The sequence below is a fragment of the Corynebacterium pilosum DSM 20521 = CIP 103422 genome, assembly GCF_000373805.1.
Classification (GTDB): domain Bacteria; phylum Actinomycetota; class Actinomycetes; order Mycobacteriales; family Mycobacteriaceae; genus Corynebacterium; species Corynebacterium pilosum.
This window is the reverse complement of sequence record NZ_KB892450.1, coordinates 69534-84540: the sequence shown is the minus strand read 5'-3', so window position 1 is coordinate 84540 and position 15007 is coordinate 69534. Positions and strand designations below refer to the sequence as shown.

The following is a 15007-nucleotide window of genomic DNA, read 5'->3' as shown; positions in this document are numbered from 1 at the left end:
TTTTTAGCGTTCCGAAAGCTCGCGGGCGACCCATTCCTTCTTCTCGCGGCGCTGCGCCGACCAGGCCGCCACGGCCTCAGTGGCTTCGAGACGTTGGCGGCGGAACACCAACATCGATAGCGGGAAGGCCACGATCAGCGCCAGGAGGGCGGACATGACGAGGGGGACGGGGGCGTCGATAAGCAGCGCCACGACCTGGATGATCGCGGTGAGCACGACGAACAACAAGACGCGCAACAGGCCGTAGACCGCGACTGCGCGGTTGGCGCGGGAGCGGGTGGCTTTGACATCGGACTCGTTTACGGAAGTAGACACGCACCCCAGCCTAGTCAGTCGAAAGTGGTAAACCCTAACCAAGTATGCTGGTGGGCATGGGACGCTTAATCCTCATTATTTTGCTTCTGCTGGCGGTCTGGCTGGTCTGGCGGGCTTTCGGCCCGGGCAGTCAAGCGCGTATCGACGCCCAGCGCGCCCGTGAGCAACCGCCAGCCATCAAGGGGCCGGACGACGACGAGGACTTCCTGTGGAGCATTGAAAAGGAACGCTTCAAACAACGCCGCGCCAAAGAGGAACAGGAGCGCCGAGCTCGCGAGGAAGAGGAGCGGCAGAAAAAATTCCGCCAAGACCGTCCGGAAGACGGCAAGGCGGAAGGTTAAAGGTTATTCGTCGTTAGTCCTTTTCCACTTCTGCGAAGCGGACCTCGAGGCCGAGGGCGCGCGCGACGGCGACGACCTTTTCGAAGCGGACCCCAGCGCCACCATGTTCGATGGTGTGCAGCGTCGAGCGCGATACTCCTGCGGCTTCTGCGACTTCTTGCTGCAGGCGGCCTTCGGCGCGACGCCGGGCTGCCAGCGATTGCCCCAGCTCAATTAGGATGGGGTCTTCGCTGGCTGGTTTGCCGGCCTTATTTCGTGGACCAGCCATAGCGAACTCCTTCAAAGTCGAACGTGCGGGATTCGTGCGGGAATTGTGACTATCTTAGATTCCCTAGGTCATAAGTTTACAGGTTCGCAGTATGAAGAAAATCGCAAAGCTGGGGAGAAAAGCAGCAGTTCAGGGTTTTATGTTTGGCTAAATAGACCTACTGGGCGATATGACTTAATTATCACCCATTTCCAACAGGTGCCTCCTATCGAATTCCTGCTGAAAATCATTTTTATTCTCACCGAAAAGGTAGAAGCTACCGCTACCCCACACCAATTTACCCCCAAACGTAGGTCACCTAAAGAACGGCAAAGCGGGCGAGATAGCCCATTCTCGCCCGCTTTCCGCGTCAAAACTTTTAGTTTAACCCCGCATAGGAGTGCAGCCCGGACACCACCATGTTGATGAAGAACAGGTTGAAGAGGTTGGTGGCCAACGCCAGCACGTTGATCCAGGCGGCCTTGTAGTTCTTCCAGCCGGCGGTGGCGCGCGCGTGCAGGTAGGCAGCGTACAGGATCCAGGTAATCAGGGAGACGGTCTCCTTCGGGTCCCAGCCCCACGGGCGGCCCCAGGATGCCTCGGCCCACACCGCGCCCAGCAGGATGCCAATACCAAACACCGGCAGGGTGATGATCGCGGTCTTGTACGTCAGCGAGTCCAGTGTCTTTGCGCTCGGCAGCGGCTTCGCCACGGCGCCGAAGAAGCCGTGTTCCTTGCCCTTGGGCTGCCAGATCCGCAGCAGGTAGAGCAGGGCGAAAACGCCGGAGACCATGCCGATCGACGCGCCACCGGCCACCGACGACACGTGAATCGGCAGCCAGTTAGACTGCAGCGCCGGCAGCAGCGGCGACGCCGGAACCCACAGCACGGTGGAGTTGATGAACATCAGGATGACCATGGGGCTGAGCACCCACGGCCACATGGTGTGCCAGTTCTTGCGCTGCGCGACGATCGCCGCCACAACCATCGTGCCCAAAGTGGCGGCCGCGATGTACTCGTACATGTTGCCCAGCGGGAAACGCTCCGCCGCGATACCACGGGTGACCACGCTGACCAGGTGCAGCGCGATACCGAACCACACCAGCCCCTGGGTCATGCCCGCCAGTTTGCGCGCGCCTTTAACCCTCTTGTCGTACTCGTCTTGGTCGAAGGGCTCGTCGATAAGCCCATGGGAGCTTTCGAAATCGCTTGTCGACGAGCCCCCGCCGCCGACGTTGACCAGCTGCTTCTGCTCTACCTGTTGTGCGTCGCGGACGCGGCGCATGTCGATGACGCCTTGCATGCGGCCGTAGTAGACCAAGGAGACGATCAACGCGGCAAGGTAGATGATGCAGGCGGTGAAAAATGACAGATCGGACAGTTCTGCCAAGTCGGTATTGACGTTCATAAATCCTCAGCCTACCCCGCCGATGGGGTTCGGCCAAGACTGCTTAGTCGTCGTACCCCATCACGTCAGAGTCATCAGTATCCGGGTCGACCCGCCCAGCGATCGCGTTGGTCAGCTCGTCGAATTCGCTGGTCCATCCTGCACGGTCGGTGCGCGCCAGACCGCCCATTTCGATGCGTGTCGACGAGCCATCGTCGCTAGGCGTGAAGCGCACCCACACGCGGCGGCGCTTGATCATCAACGAGCCGATCAGACCGGCCAGCATCACGATGGCCGAAGCCAGCACCCATCCCTGGGAGGGGTCATGGCTGACTTGGTAGTTGGCGTATTCGGCGGCACCGTCGAAACGCACGGTGATCCCGCCGTCGATGGTGGCTTCCTCGCCGGGGGCCAGGTTGACGCGGTCGACCTTCTGCAGCTGCCCGTTCGCGACAAGTGTCTGGTCGAGGACGAAGATGTTCTGCGGGCGTCCGGAGTCCAGGCCGGCGTCGCCGCGGTAGATGTCGATGGCCATCGCCGGGTCCTGCATCGACGGGAAGGAAGAGCTGAGCTCGTTGCCGTCCACGCCTCCCCACCGGGCGGTGGGGGCAAACAGGCCTTCGATGGCGATCTGGTTCTGGCGGCGCTCGAACAGGTCGGGGTACATGCCGGCCGGCGGATCGAAACGCATTACGCCGGAGGACAGGAAGAAGGTCGGGTCATCCGGGCGGAACTGGATCATTTGGGTGCGCGATTCCCCATTCGGCCACGTCACCGTGATCTGCGGGGCGAACCCGTGGCCCTGCAGGTAGATGCGGTCGCCGCCAAGGCGCAGCGGGTGGTTGACGCGCAGCGTGTAATCCGACCAGGTCTCAGGGTCGGTGGTGATCTCGTCGCCAAGCGCATAGCTGATATCGGAGGTGAACTCTTGCGCCTGCCCGTTCGGTAGGTAGTCGGCGGCGAAGTTGTGGGAGACGAAGCAGAAGGGGGTAAGCCCGGTGCCGTCGAAAAGCGCGCCGGCGCGGAAGGAGTCGAAGTTGGCGGGCGAGGTGTTGCAGAATTCCTGCGATTGTTCCACGGGCACGGCGTATTCGGACTCGGAATCCGTGACCACGATCACTTGGCCTTCGTAGTAGATCATTCGCCCGATGAACACGGTGACCAGCACGGCGACGATCCCGATGTGGAAGATCAGGTTCGCCAGCTCACGCCCGTAGCCGCGTTCGGCGGACAGGGAGTTGGCACCGGCGCGGTCCTCGTCGGCACTATATTCGGCGACGTGCCAGCGCTTCAGCGCCCGGGTTGCGTCGGCCTTGGCTTGATCAAGAGGCTTATCGACGATCGCCTCTGCGTGCATGGGCATGCGGTGGAGAAATTTCGGTGCCCTGGTGGGTGGTGTTTTGTAGGCCTTGTAGTGGTCCCAGGAGCGCGGAATGATGCAGCCGACTAGGGAGACCATCAGTAGGGTGACGATCGCGATGAACCAGGTGGAGCTGAAGACGTCGAAAAGCTGCAGCCTGTCGTAGACGGCGCCGAGGCGCGGGTTGGATTCGATCCACTCGTCGACCTGGAATTCGCTGACCGTGCGCTGCGGCAGTAGGGCGCCGGGGATGGAGACGAGCGCCAGGAGGAAGAGCAGGACCAGGGCGGTGCGCATACTGGTCAGCCAGTGCCACGCCTTCTTCAGCCACGTCCACACCTGTTGCACGTCCGAGTCCTTTCTTCGGTGGTTAAATGACCGTGGTGCCGAAGTCGGCGACCAGCGATTGCGACCAGCTGATGAAATAGTTCCAGGCGCCGGTCAAGAGTGCTATCCCCACGATAATCATCGAAATTCCGCCGATGATCTGCAGGGTGCGTGAATGCTTGCGCAGAAAATCGAAAGTCTTCATGGCGCGCGCCGAGCCCAGGGCGATCAGGATGAAGGGTATCCCCAGTCCCAGGCAGTAGCCCAGGATGAGCAGGGTGCCGCGGGCGGCGGTCATGCCGTCGGTGCCCACTGCCACGGAGATGATGGCGGCCAGGGTGGGGCCAAGGCACGGCGTCCAGCCCAGGGCGAACACCCCGCCGAGCAGGGGCGCGCCGACCCAGGTGGCCAGCTTCTTGGGCTGCATGCGGGTGTCGCGCTGCAGGGCGGGCACCATGCCCATGAAAACCAAGCCCATAATGATGGTCACTACCCCACCGATGCGCATGAGCAGGTCCCGGTTGAGCTGGATAACACTCACGGCCCCGAACACGGAGACCGACATAAGGATGAACACCACGGAAAAGCCCAGGACGAACAGCAGGGCCGCACCGACGACGGCGCCTTTCCGACGATTGCCCACTCGCGGGCCGTACTCCTTGTCCATGGTCATTTCCCCACCAACAATGCCGGTGAGGTAGGACATGTAACCCGGCACCAAGGGCACCACGCACGGCGAGGCGAAGGACACCAGCCCGGCCAAAGCCGCGGCCAGCAGGCCGATCAGCAGAGGTCCGGTGGCGGCGGCGTCAGCGAAGACCTCACCCATTAGCGATCAGCTCATCGGTAACATCCAAAATGTCCTGCGCGTTGACCTCGCGGAGGAAAACGGCGGCTGGGCGGTGTTCTTGGTCCAGCACGATCGTGGTCGGGATGACCGAGGTGGGCACGCCGCCCAGTGCCGCGGCCGTCTTGAACGGCGGATCATAAATAGAGGGGTAAGTAACTCCGTTGTCTTCCACAAAATCGCGGGCGATCTGGGCGTTATAGTCGCGCACATTAATGCCCAGCACGGTGCCGTCGTCGCCAAGCGCCTCGTGCGCCTCTTGCAGGTCGTCGACCTCGGCGCGGCACGGCGCGCACCACTGCCCCCACGCGTTGAGGACCACAACTTGGCCTTCGAAATCGGAGAGGCTGATGGTCTCGCCCTCGTCGTTAAGCGATTCGCCGGAGAAATCCTGAATCGGTTTGCGTTCTTCTTCGGGGTAGAAAATCTCCACCTCGCCGCCGGGCGAATGGAAGGCGAAGGTTTGGGTGTTGCCGGTGTCCTGGCCGCAGGCGGTCAGGGCTAGACTCGCAGCGGTGAGGACCGCTACCAGGCCACAACGTGTGCGCATTTAGATCTCTCGTGCTGGGGTGGAATAGAAGGATTCAGTAAGTATGCCATCACGAAACAGCAAAGAGGTCACGCTCGTCAAATCGCATTGGCGGTCCAGCGGGTTATGTGGCAGCGGCTTATCGGCGACGGCGCGCTGCACCATCACGATCGGCAGCTGGTGGCTCACCAGAATCGCCTCGTGCCCCTCGGCCGCGAGCCGGGCGCGTTCGACCGCGTCCATCATGCGCGCCAGGATCTCCTCATAAGGCTCGCCCCAGCTGGGCACGGACGGGTCGGTCATGAGCCGCCAGCGGATTGGGTTCCACAGCTGCGAACGCCAGCCTTTGGTGCGCAGGCCTTCAAACCGGTTGCCGGATTCGATCAGTGCCTCGTCGGTTCGCACTTCAAGCCCGGTGACCTTGGAGATCGGCGCGGCGGTTTCCTGGGCGCGCTCCAAGGGGCTGGCGGCCAGGTAGGTGACGTCGTGGCCGCGGAAGGAATCCGCGGTGGCAGCCGCCATGGAGTGCCCGCGCGAGGACAGGTGGTAACCCGGGATGCGCCCGTAAAGGATCTTGCCGGGGTTGTAGACCTCGCCGTGGCGGACCAGGTGGACGATGGTGGTGGTCATGCTTGAGTCAGTCCTTTACTCTGCGGTCGCGCTGGCTGCAGCGGCAGCTGCCGGTTTGAGGGCGGCTTCGATGGCGGCGAAATCATCGTCGTTAAGTGCCGTGGAGACGAACCAGGTCTCAAACGCGCTGGGTGGGCCGTAGACGCCGTGGTCCAGCAGGGCGTGGAAGAACGGCGCGAAACGGAAGGTCTCAGCAGCCTTCATGTCCTCGAAGTTGTGGCCCTCCCCTTCGGCGAAGCGGATGGACAGCATCGTGGAGGCGCGCTGGATGTGGTGCGCCACGCCTTCGCGAGTGAGCGCTTCGCTGATGAGTTTCTCCAGCTGGTCGGCGTTAGCGTGCAGGGTTGGGTAGATGTCTTCGCTGGCCAGCTTCAGCGACGCCAGACCGGAAGCCATCGCCACCGGGTTTCCGGACAGCGTGCCTGCCTGGTAGACGGGGCCGTTCGGCGCGAGATGCGCCATGATGTCCGCGCGCCCGCCGAAGGCTGCCGCGGGAAGTCCGCCGGAGATGACCTTGCCGAAGGTGGTCAGGTCGCCAGCCACGTGATCCACGCCGTACCAGCCGGAGTAGGAGGTGCGGAAGCCGGTCATCACTTCGTCGATGATCAGCAGCGCGCCGTTGTCGTGCGCGATCTGCTTCAGCGCCGCGTTGAAGCCCTCCTGCGGTGCGACGGTGCCCATGTTGCCGGCGGCGGCCTCCGTGATGATGGCCGCGATTTCGCCTGGGTGCTCCGCGAAGGCTTGGCGGACCGCGTCAAGATCGTTGTACTTCACGACGATCGTGTCGCCCGCCTGCGCACCCGTCACCCCCGGGGAGTCCGGCAGCGCAAAAGTAGCCACGCCTGAACCCGCGGATGCCAGCAGGGAGTCCACGTGGCCGTGGTAGCAGCCGTCAAACTTGATGATCTTCGCGCGCTGCGTAAACCCACGCGCTAGACGCACCGCACTCATGGTTGCCTCGGTACCGGAGTTGACCATGCGCACCGCATCGACGCTGGTGCGGTCGATGATGGCCTGCGCCAGCTCCACCTCACCGGCGGTGGGAGCACCGAAACTCAAGCCATCCTTCATGGCCTTTTCCACAGCCTCCAGAATGGCCGGATGCGAGTTGCCGTGCACCATCGGCCCCCAGGAGTTCACCAGGTCAACGTATTCGTTGCCGTCCACGTCCGTCAGGCGCGATCCTTCGGCCTTGGTGATGAAGCGGGTCTGCCCGCCCACAGAACCGAAGGCGCGCACCGGGGAGTTCACGCCACCCGGGGTCACCGCCTGCGCGCGCTGAAACAGCTCGGCGGACTTGGCGGTATTACTCGACGTATTCTGGCTAAAAAGATCTCGGGCAGTCATGCGCACCATTGTAGTTCAGCCTGCCCTCACCAAGCCATCCCGATTGGGCATGGGACGACCAGTGATAATTCTGGCACCATGGTGAGCATGAACACTTCATTAAATATTGCATTCTTGGGCTTGGGTCGCATGGGCACCGAGCTGGCGTTGAAGCTTGTCGACGACCACAGCCTCACCGTGTGGAACCGCACGAAGGAGAAGACGCAGGCGCTCGTCGATAAGGGCGCGCGTGCTGCCGATACCCCCGCGGAGGCCGTCGAAGGCGCGGACTTGGTGATTACTTCGCTGTTCGGTCCGGACACCGTGCGCGAGGTCGTGATCGAGCCAGGCCTGATCCCCGAGGGCGTGACCTGGACGGATACCACTACCGTGTCGCCGGAGGACGCCACGGAGTTCGCCGCGGCCGTCCCTAGTTATGTGCACGCCCCGGTGGTGGGCACACTGACCCCGGCGCGCAACGGCAAGCTGGGCGTTTACGTGGGTGGGGCGGACGCTTCACGACGAGAAACCGTGGCTGAGGTAGTCGCACCGTGGGCCGCTGCTAACCCGGAGCGGCTGAAGGTCGTCGATTCTGGGGCGAAGGCAGCCACGGGCAAGCTGCTGGCTAACCTGGCGCTGGCCGTGACCGCGCAGGGCTATAAGGAGGCGCTGTACTTGGGTGAGTCGCAGGGCTTGGACGCCGCGGAGGTCTCCGAACTGTTGGGATCCACCGGTTTAGAGTTCATGCGCAACATGAAGCAGCCGTTTGTGCTGGGTGAGCGGGAGACCTCGCCGGGTGATTTCACCGTGGATGCGATCGCGAAGGATGCGCGACTCATGCTGGATTCCACCGATAAGGACCTCCCCGCGGTGCGCGCTGCGCTGGATTCCTTGGATGAGCAGGCTGAACGTGGTCGCGGCGACCATGACTTCTCTTCGCTCATGGTCTACCGCAACGAGTAGGCCCAAGTCAGCGCGACCTATTTGGCCGCGCTGGAATCGTTTTTCGACTGCTTGTAGAACACCGAGGCCATCACCACGACAACCAGGGCGATCGCGATCCAGCCAGCCACCTTCTGGTACTGCTCCAGCACGTAGACAACCGGCTCGCCGATGGCGTAGCCCAGTGCAAAGTAGCCCAGGTTCCACACCGTTTTGGCGATGAAGTTGAGCACCATAAACTTGCCCACCTTCATGCCGGTGGCACCGCTCATGATGAAGACTACGAGGGCGATCGGCAAAGGAATCGGCAGGTAGGCGAGAAAAATGCCGAACCAGCCCAACTTCTGGGTCCAGCGTTCGGCGCGCTCAATATTGCGGGCTGTACGGGCCGACTGCTCGGCGTAGACGTCCAGCATCCCGCGGCCCCACAGCTTGCCGGCCCACCAGTACACCCAGTCAAACTTGATGGCCACGACAGAGCCGATCAGCAGGTACCAGATCCACCCCGGCGCCTGGCCGACGGCGGCCAAAGCACCCGTCGACGCGGCACCCAGCCGGGAGCCCGTCAACGCCAGCATGACCTCGGGCGACAGGCCCAAAAGCCAGGCGCGCAGCGGGATCATCGCCATGCCGAACAGGCCGACGAACCCGAGCCAGCCGAGGCACCAGTAGTCGGCCTTGCCGGGCTTCTTGTTCCACGGCATGCCGGGTTCTTCCCACCACTCGGACTCTTGCTCAGTGGGGGTTTCTTCAGGATTCTGGTTCACGCTCACCTAATCTAGTCCAGATCGTGACTAATCCTCACCCAGCATGCCGGCCACGGTCTCCTTCGCGTGGGTGATCACGGCGGGCACACCCACTCCCCCAGCCCACGCGCCAGTCAGGGCAAGGCCGGGGACGTCGTCGATAAGCGAGAAAACCTTGCGCACGGTGGCGATGTGGTTCTCGTCGTAACGCGGAAGGCCGCCGAGCCAGCGCTGCACATAGATCTCCTCTAGGCCGGCGGCGCGGCCGTCGAAACCGGTGGTGGTCTGGAGGTCGTCGAGCGCCCAATCGACCAGGGTGTCCTCGTCGGTATCGCGCGCGATGGTGTCTCCGAAGCGTCCGAAGCTGGCGCGCACCAGTGCCCCGCCGCGCTCGCCGAGGTGCGGCCACTTCTTCGAGGAGAACGTGAAGGCCTTGGCGTGCACACCCTCCTGATCGGCGGCGACCAGCACTCCGGAGTTATCGGGCAGGCCCTCGTCGGAAGCAAAGCGCATGCCGACGACCGCACTGTCCGCAAGCTGCACCGACTTCAGGGCGCCCCCTGCCTCCGGGGCGATGTCGCGCAGCAGAAGCGCCGTGGTCGGGGCGGGGGTAGCCAGGATCAGTCGATCGTACTCCTCGTCCTGCCCGCCGGTCAGGGTGAATTTGCCAGCGTCGGTGCGCTTGGCGCCAGAGATGAACGCATCAATGTAGATGTTGGCGCCGGACTTCTCCGCCAGGGTCTCGTACACCTCGGCGTAGCCGCCGTCGAAGGAGCCGAACACCGGCCCGGGCTTCACGCCGGCGGACTGTTCTTTGCGCTGCTGGCTGATCGCCTCGATGGCGGCGTGGAAGGTGACCTTCTCCCCCGCCTCAGCCAGGCGGTCGAACTCCTCGGCCAGGCGCGGGATCGTTGCGCGGATGCCTAAATCATCGGCCGTGCAGGAATACACCCCACCAAGCAGGGCGGACACGATGCGGTCCACGACCTCATCGCCCATGCGTTCGCGCACCAGGGCACCCACGTTCATGTCGCCGCCGACTTCCCAGTCGATCCCCGGCTGGTCGGCCTCGGCGTCGATACGCGCGGCGGTCTCCTCGCTGACCAGGTGTTCCACGGGACTTGACGACGAGGGGATGCCCATCATCCCGCCGCGTGGCAAGTTTTTCAGCTCCCCGCCGGTAAACACCGTGGAACGCAGCCCCGAGGGGAACTTGATCTTGTCGGCAAGGCCGAGCTCAGTGAAGAACTCGCGCGCCGCGGGCCGGTGATACAAGAAGGCTTCTGCGCCCATGTCGGTGGGGCCGGCGTCGAAGGGGACGGTAAGAAGTTTTCCGCCGATACGGTCGGTGGCCTCGTAGACGTCGATATGCGCGTCCGGCTCCGCCTTCCGAATTTCGTATGCACTGGTCAAGCCAGCAAGTCCTGCGCCAACGATGGCAAATTTCATTTACTGCTCCTCGTGGATAATGGCCACTGCTTCGGTGATGGCCTCCGCCTGGGTGGTGGGCAAGACACCATGTCCCAGGTTGAAGATGTGGCCGGTCGCATCGCCTGCCTCGATCGCGCGGGCGGCCTCGGCCTTGATACGTGCGACTTCGGAGCGCACAACATCGGAACCGGCGAACAGCATCGCCGGATCCAGGTTGCCCTGCAATACGCGCGGGCTAGAGAAACGCTTCGCGGCCTCGTCGAGTGGGACGCGCCAGTCCACACCCATGACCTCAGAGCCGGCATCGCTCATGGCCCCAAGAATTTCGCCGGTGGCCACGCCGAAGTGGATGCGCGGAATCTCGCCCGCCACCGATTCCAGGATCTCCACCGAATACGGCAGCACGTGCTCAACATAGTCCTTGCGCGTCAGGAACCCAGCCCAGGAATCAAAGAGCTGCATGGCGTCGATGCCCGCGTTCACCTGGGTGCGCAGGAAATTCTTCACGGTGGGCACGATGCGCTTCATCAGGGCGTGCCAGGTGTCTGGGTCGCCGTGCATCATGGCCTTGGTCTTCTCATGGTTCTTCGAGGGGCCGCCTTCCACCAGGTAGCTGGCCAGGGTGAAAGGTGCGCCGACGAAGCCGATGAGTACCTGCTGGTCGGTCAGCTCATCCAGGATGATCTCGATGCCGTCCGCGACCTCTTCTACCTCGTGGTCGAGGATGGGAAGCGCATCGACGTCGGAACGCGACTCGATCGCCTTGTCCATCACTGGTCCGCGGCCGGGCACAATCTCTACACCCACGCCGGCGGCGCGCAGCGGCACCACGATATCGGAGAACAAGATGGCCCCGTCCACGTCGTGGCGGCGCACCGGCTGCATCGTGATCTCAGCGAGCAGCTCGGGCATGAAGCACGAGTCCAGCATGGAGATGCCTTCGCGTGCTTTCTTGTACTCCGGAAGGGAGCGACCGGCCTGGCGCATGAACCAGACCGGGGTGCGGGAGGGGGTACGGCCATTGGCTGCCTCAAGCAGCGGGGCATTCTTTAGGTCGCGACGTTTCATGTCCCCCATTGTGGACCAAAAGTTTGACAGAAGGAAACTGCCCCACCCGGGCCGTCCGCCTAGTCCTCCGCTGTGTCTACGTCTTCAGCGAATTGGATCTCATTTCCGTCAGGATCCACGGCCACGGCTACCTTGACGAAGGAGTAATCCTCCACATCGGTGACAGGAAGGTTTCGGGCGCGGAGCTCGTCGACAAGCGACTGCACATCGCGCGTGCCGACGACTACTGCGCCCTGACCTGCGCGCTCAGGTATTTCGGCGACCTGGACGTAGTGGCCCGCGGACACCTCCCACTCGGCGATGCCGGCCTCGGGCTCGATGTCGGTCTCGCCGAAGATGGCTGTGTAGAACTCGTGGACCGATTCCACGCTGTTCACAGCAAGAATAGGGATGGCGGCGTGAAAACGCATGGTGACATACTCCTTGGGACTAGTGGGGGAATTTTTTCGCCGACACGGAGCGTACTTCCACAAACAGCGACATGCCCAGCATCAGCACCGTCGCAGCCATCGGGTGCAGCAGCCCTGCGACGGCCAGCGCCATCGCCGTGATGTTATACGCCCACGAATAGACGATATTGCGGTCAATGATGGTGCACACGCGGCGGGCTTGCTCGATCAGCTGAGGGATGGCGGAGACATCGTCGCGCACCACGGCGACCGACAGCTTGTCGTGCATGTCGCGGCTGGTGTCGAGTTTGTCGCCAGCATTCACCAAGATGCCCACGTCCGCGACCTTCAGGGAGGACTCCACCGAGTGGTCCCCCACCATGGCCACGTTGGCACCTTGGGTGTGCACGGAACGCACAGTCTTCGGCTTATCGTTGCTGCTGATGCCCGCAAGAACAGAGGAAATGCCCAGCAGGTCCGCGAACTTGCGCGCCACGGGATAGGTATCGCGCGAGAGCATCATGGTCTCCAGCCCCATGTCCTCCAGGCGGGTCACGGCTTCTTGAGCATCGTCCTTGATCGGGTCATAGAGGGTAATCACGCCGCGGTCTTTACCCTTCCACCGCACGACGATGGGCGTACCGCCTGCCGTAGCGGCAACGGCGAGCCGGCCGTGCAGGCTAGAAAGGTTGGTGGGCCGCCACAGCAGTGCATCGACCTGGTGCGGGTGCTCCACGCCCTCGTCGTCACGCGTGAATAGCTCGATGCGGCCCTTGAAATCGCCTTCCTTGGTGATCTCCAGGTTGGTCACGTCAATCCAGTGCGGCACCTCGTCGCCGCCTTCGGCGTGGTCGCGGGCTTCGCGGGCGGCGCGGACGATCGCCTGGGCCGAAGGGTGGTCCGATTCCATCGACAAAGCGCCCGCCACGCGCAGCACCATGTCAGCGTTTTCGCCACGCTCCGCGGTGATCGTTTCCACGTTCATCTCCGGCAGGACGAGCGTGCCCACCCGGTTGAAGATGACGGTGTCCAGGTTTTCCAGCTTGCGTAGCGTCTTGCCGTCGCGGATCATGATGCCGTTGCGTGCCGACGATTCGATGCCCAGCCGGATCGCGATCGAGGGCGACAGCGCCAACGCCGTCGGGGCTACCGAGGCCAGAATCGCCAGCGCGGTCGCCATCGCGGCGTTGTAATTATTCGACAGCGCCACCCACGCCATGAAATCAATCAAGGCTATCACCACAGCGGCGGGGATCAACCAGCTCGCCGTCCTCGTGGACAGCATGGTGGCCTGGTGCTGGCGCTGCGAAGCATCCTGAATCCAGCGGTGCGTAGCGGCCATACGGGTCTGGTGCCCGGTCTTTTCCACGCGCACCTTGATCTGCCCATCGACAATCCGCGAACCCGCAAAGACCTGCGAATTCACCTTGACCACCATGTCTTCGCGGGCGTCGATCAGCCCGGGCTCAAGTTCGCACGAACCGCCGATCACGCGTCCATCGACCGGGATGATCTCGCCAGCATGCAGCACAATATCGTCGCCGGGGCTGACCTCCCCCAAGTTCACATGGTGCACCCCGACTGCGCCGGTCGCCCTATTGCGCACCGAGAGAGCCACCTGCGTTGACGGGTCAGGTCGACGCCGCGCCATCTCGTTGAGCAGGCTGGGTCTAGCGCGCATCGTCCAGATGCGGCCGGCCAGCAGCAAGATGGTCATCCCGCAGGCCACGTCGAGAAAGAGCTCACCGTCGGACAACCGAGAGTGGTTAAACGCGAACCACTTCGGCTCCGAATTCCACCCAATATCCCCCGCCGGAGTGCCCACAAGCAGAGCGATGGACCACGTAAACGCCACCAGAATCGCCAGCGAACTCGCCCCATCCAGGGCAGTCAGGCCCCGGCGCACCCCACCGACCAGCGCGCGGTGGAAAGGCCACGCCGACCACACCACCACGGGAGCGCTCATCACAAGCGCCACCCACTGCCAACCCGGAAACTGCAATGCCTGAAAATACGACACCACAATCACAGGAATGCCTAGGATCAACGCCACCAAGAGGCGCGGGACCGTCATCATCTCCCGCGAGGTGTACAAAACGTCCTGGTCGGCCCCCGTGCGCCGCTGGTTGGCTCGCTGATTACGCAGGAAACCGGCCGTGCGCGCCGAATCTAAGGCCCGCGCCTCCTCCGCCTGGAGGCGGCGCATCCGCCCGCTCATGCCTTTCGTTCCACGCATCGCACGACGAGGAACCGCGCCGTGGCGCTCCTCCGTATGGGACGCCACGATGCGGCGCCGCAGAGAAGAATCCGTCATCACCGCGTCAATACCGTAACGCTCCATCACGGCGATCACATCAGAAGGATCCATCAAATCCGGTGCCGTGATCCACGCGGTCTTCGTCGAGTACACAAGGCGCGCACGCACACCCGGTAGCTCTTCTAGCGCATTTTCCACAGCCCCGAGATCCGTGACATCGGGCAAGTTTCGCAGGTCAAACGCCAGCGACGTCTTTGGTCGAGCCGCTAAATCATGGGCCGGTTGATCGTCGTTAAGCTCAATGCCCACGCTCCGGGCCGCCTCAACTGCGGAATCAATCGCACGAGAGACGTGGTCACCATGGGGGTCGCTCATCGCGACTCTTCCGTCTTTTTCGCAATATAAGCATTAGCCTTCGGGCGGAAGAGGAACAGTGCGGCGAACGCAAGCACCGCGACGATCACGATCGCAGACAGCCCAGCGATGCGAATGGCGAAGGCCACCACGTTGAAAAAACATGCGACAGCGATGCATACCGCAACGACGATCCTGGCCGTGCGGCTGCCTTTACGCAGGTAAGAGGCAGCACCAGCCATCACCAAGGCCGTAACCGCATTGACGACGACCATGAACCACATGTTGCGCAAATACGCCTCCGCGAACTCCTGGTTCGGAGCCTGGTCCGGCACCCCGACGGCCACCGCACGCATGGCGGTGACCAACATGAGCACCGCGCCAACGATGATCAGCCAGAAAGAAATCTTCAGCGAACGTGGCCAATCGTCGCCCACAGTCATGTCATAACGCCGGTTTAAATCATCGGGGTGGGCGCTAAACGACGGGAACATCGAAGGCATGGGGCAGC

Annotated in this window: 16 protein-coding genes; 2 read left to right on the top strand and 14 right to left on the bottom strand. The window is 62.9% G+C overall.

Annotation, left to right across the window (positions count from 1 at the left end; translation table 11 throughout):
- Positions 1 to 3 precede the first annotated feature (3 nt).
- Positions 4 to 315: a DUF4229 domain-containing protein gene (locus B097_RS0105645; protein WP_018581572.1), complete on the bottom strand. Its 312-nt coding sequence runs from the start codon at positions 313 to 315 to the stop codon at positions 4 to 6.
- Between the two features lie 56 nt (positions 316 to 371).
- Here B097_RS0105645 and B097_RS0105640 point away from each other — a divergent pair, with 56 nt between their 5' ends.
- Positions 372 to 656: a hypothetical protein gene (locus tag B097_RS0105640; protein WP_026254340.1), complete on the top strand. Its 285-nt coding sequence runs from the start codon at positions 372 to 374 to the stop codon at positions 654 to 656.
- Positions 657 to 669: 13 nt separating this feature from the next.
- On the opposite strand, the gene B097_RS0105635 is transcribed toward B097_RS0105640, so the two are convergent.
- The 7 genes from B097_RS0105635 to hemL all read right to left on the bottom strand — a co-directional run bounded on the left by B097_RS0105635 (position 670) and on the right by hemL (position 7330).
- Entirely contained in the window at positions 670 to 924 is a 255-nt protein-coding gene (locus B097_RS0105635; RefSeq protein WP_018581570.1) for a helix-turn-helix domain-containing protein, read from the bottom strand.
- Positions 925 to 1282: 358 nt separating this feature from the next.
- Positions 1283 to 2311 (bottom strand): c-type cytochrome biogenesis protein CcsB, encoded by a 1029-nt coding sequence (gene ccsB, locus B097_RS0105630; RefSeq protein ID WP_018581569.1) that lies wholly within the window; start codon positions 2309 to 2311, stop codon positions 1283 to 1285.
- Between the two features lie 43 nt (positions 2312 to 2354).
- A complete protein-coding gene (locus tag B097_RS0105625) occupies positions 2355 to 3998 on the bottom strand; it encodes a cytochrome c biogenesis protein ResB (protein ID WP_018581568.1) in 1644 nt (547 codons plus the stop codon).
- Positions 3999 to 4020: 22 nt separating this feature from the next.
- Complete coding sequence (locus B097_RS0105620; RefSeq protein WP_018581567.1) at positions 4021 to 4806, bottom strand: cytochrome c biogenesis CcdA family protein; 786 nt, start codon at positions 4804 to 4806, stop codon at positions 4021 to 4023.
- Entirely contained in the window at positions 4799 to 5374 is a 576-nt protein-coding gene (locus tag B097_RS0105615) for a TlpA disulfide reductase family protein (protein WP_018581566.1), read from the bottom strand. The genes B097_RS0105620 and B097_RS0105615 overlap by 8 nt, the downstream gene beginning before the upstream one ends.
- Complete coding sequence (locus B097_RS0105610) at positions 5375 to 5983, bottom strand: histidine phosphatase family protein (protein ID WP_018581565.1); 609 nt, start codon at positions 5981 to 5983, stop codon at positions 5375 to 5377.
- Between the two features lie 15 nt (positions 5984 to 5998).
- The gene (hemL, locus tag B097_RS0105605) at positions 5999 to 7330 is read right to left on the bottom strand and encodes a glutamate-1-semialdehyde 2,1-aminomutase (RefSeq protein ID WP_018581564.1); all 1332 of its coding nucleotides are present in this window, start codon (positions 7328 to 7330) and stop codon (positions 5999 to 6001) included.
- 87 nt (positions 7331 to 7417) lie between these two features.
- Between hemL and B097_RS0105600 the strand changes: the two genes are divergently transcribed.
- Positions 7418 to 8272 carry an NAD(P)-dependent oxidoreductase gene (locus B097_RS0105600; RefSeq protein WP_018581563.1) on the top strand — a complete coding sequence of 285 codons (855 nt, stop codon included), beginning with the start codon at positions 7418 to 7420 and terminating at the stop codon, positions 8270 to 8272.
- Between the two features lie 17 nt (positions 8273 to 8289).
- On the opposite strand, the gene B097_RS0105595 is transcribed toward B097_RS0105600, so the two are convergent.
- Genes B097_RS0105595 through B097_RS0105570 form a run of 6 tightly spaced genes read right to left on the bottom strand, consistent with a single transcriptional unit; the run spans position 8290 to position 14999 of the window.
- Positions 8290 to 9018 (bottom strand): DedA family protein, encoded by a 729-nt coding sequence (locus B097_RS0105595; protein WP_018581562.1) that lies wholly within the window; start codon positions 9016 to 9018, stop codon positions 8290 to 8292.
- Between the two features lie 27 nt (positions 9019 to 9045).
- A complete protein-coding gene (locus tag B097_RS0105590) occupies positions 9046 to 10446 on the bottom strand; it encodes a protoporphyrinogen oxidase (RefSeq protein WP_018581561.1) in 1401 nt (466 codons plus the stop codon).
- Positions 10447 to 11496: a uroporphyrinogen decarboxylase gene (gene hemE, locus B097_RS0105585; RefSeq protein WP_018581560.1), complete on the bottom strand. Its 1050-nt coding sequence runs from the start codon at positions 11494 to 11496 to the stop codon at positions 10447 to 10449.
- 59 nt (positions 11497 to 11555) lie between these two features.
- Complete coding sequence (locus tag B097_RS0105580; RefSeq protein ID WP_018581559.1) at positions 11556 to 11906, bottom strand: VOC family protein; 351 nt, start codon at positions 11904 to 11906, stop codon at positions 11556 to 11558.
- A 19-nt stretch (positions 11907 to 11925) separates the two neighbouring features.
- Positions 11926 to 14517, bottom strand: coding sequence for a heavy metal translocating P-type ATPase (locus tag B097_RS0105575; protein ID WP_018581558.1), 2592 nt, complete (start codon positions 14515 to 14517; stop codon positions 11926 to 11928).
- Entirely contained in the window at positions 14514 to 14999 is a 486-nt protein-coding gene (locus B097_RS0105570; RefSeq protein ID WP_018581557.1) for a hypothetical protein, read from the bottom strand. The genes B097_RS0105575 and B097_RS0105570 overlap by 4 nt, the downstream gene beginning before the upstream one ends.
- Between the last annotated feature and the right edge of the window lie 8 nt (positions 15000 to 15007).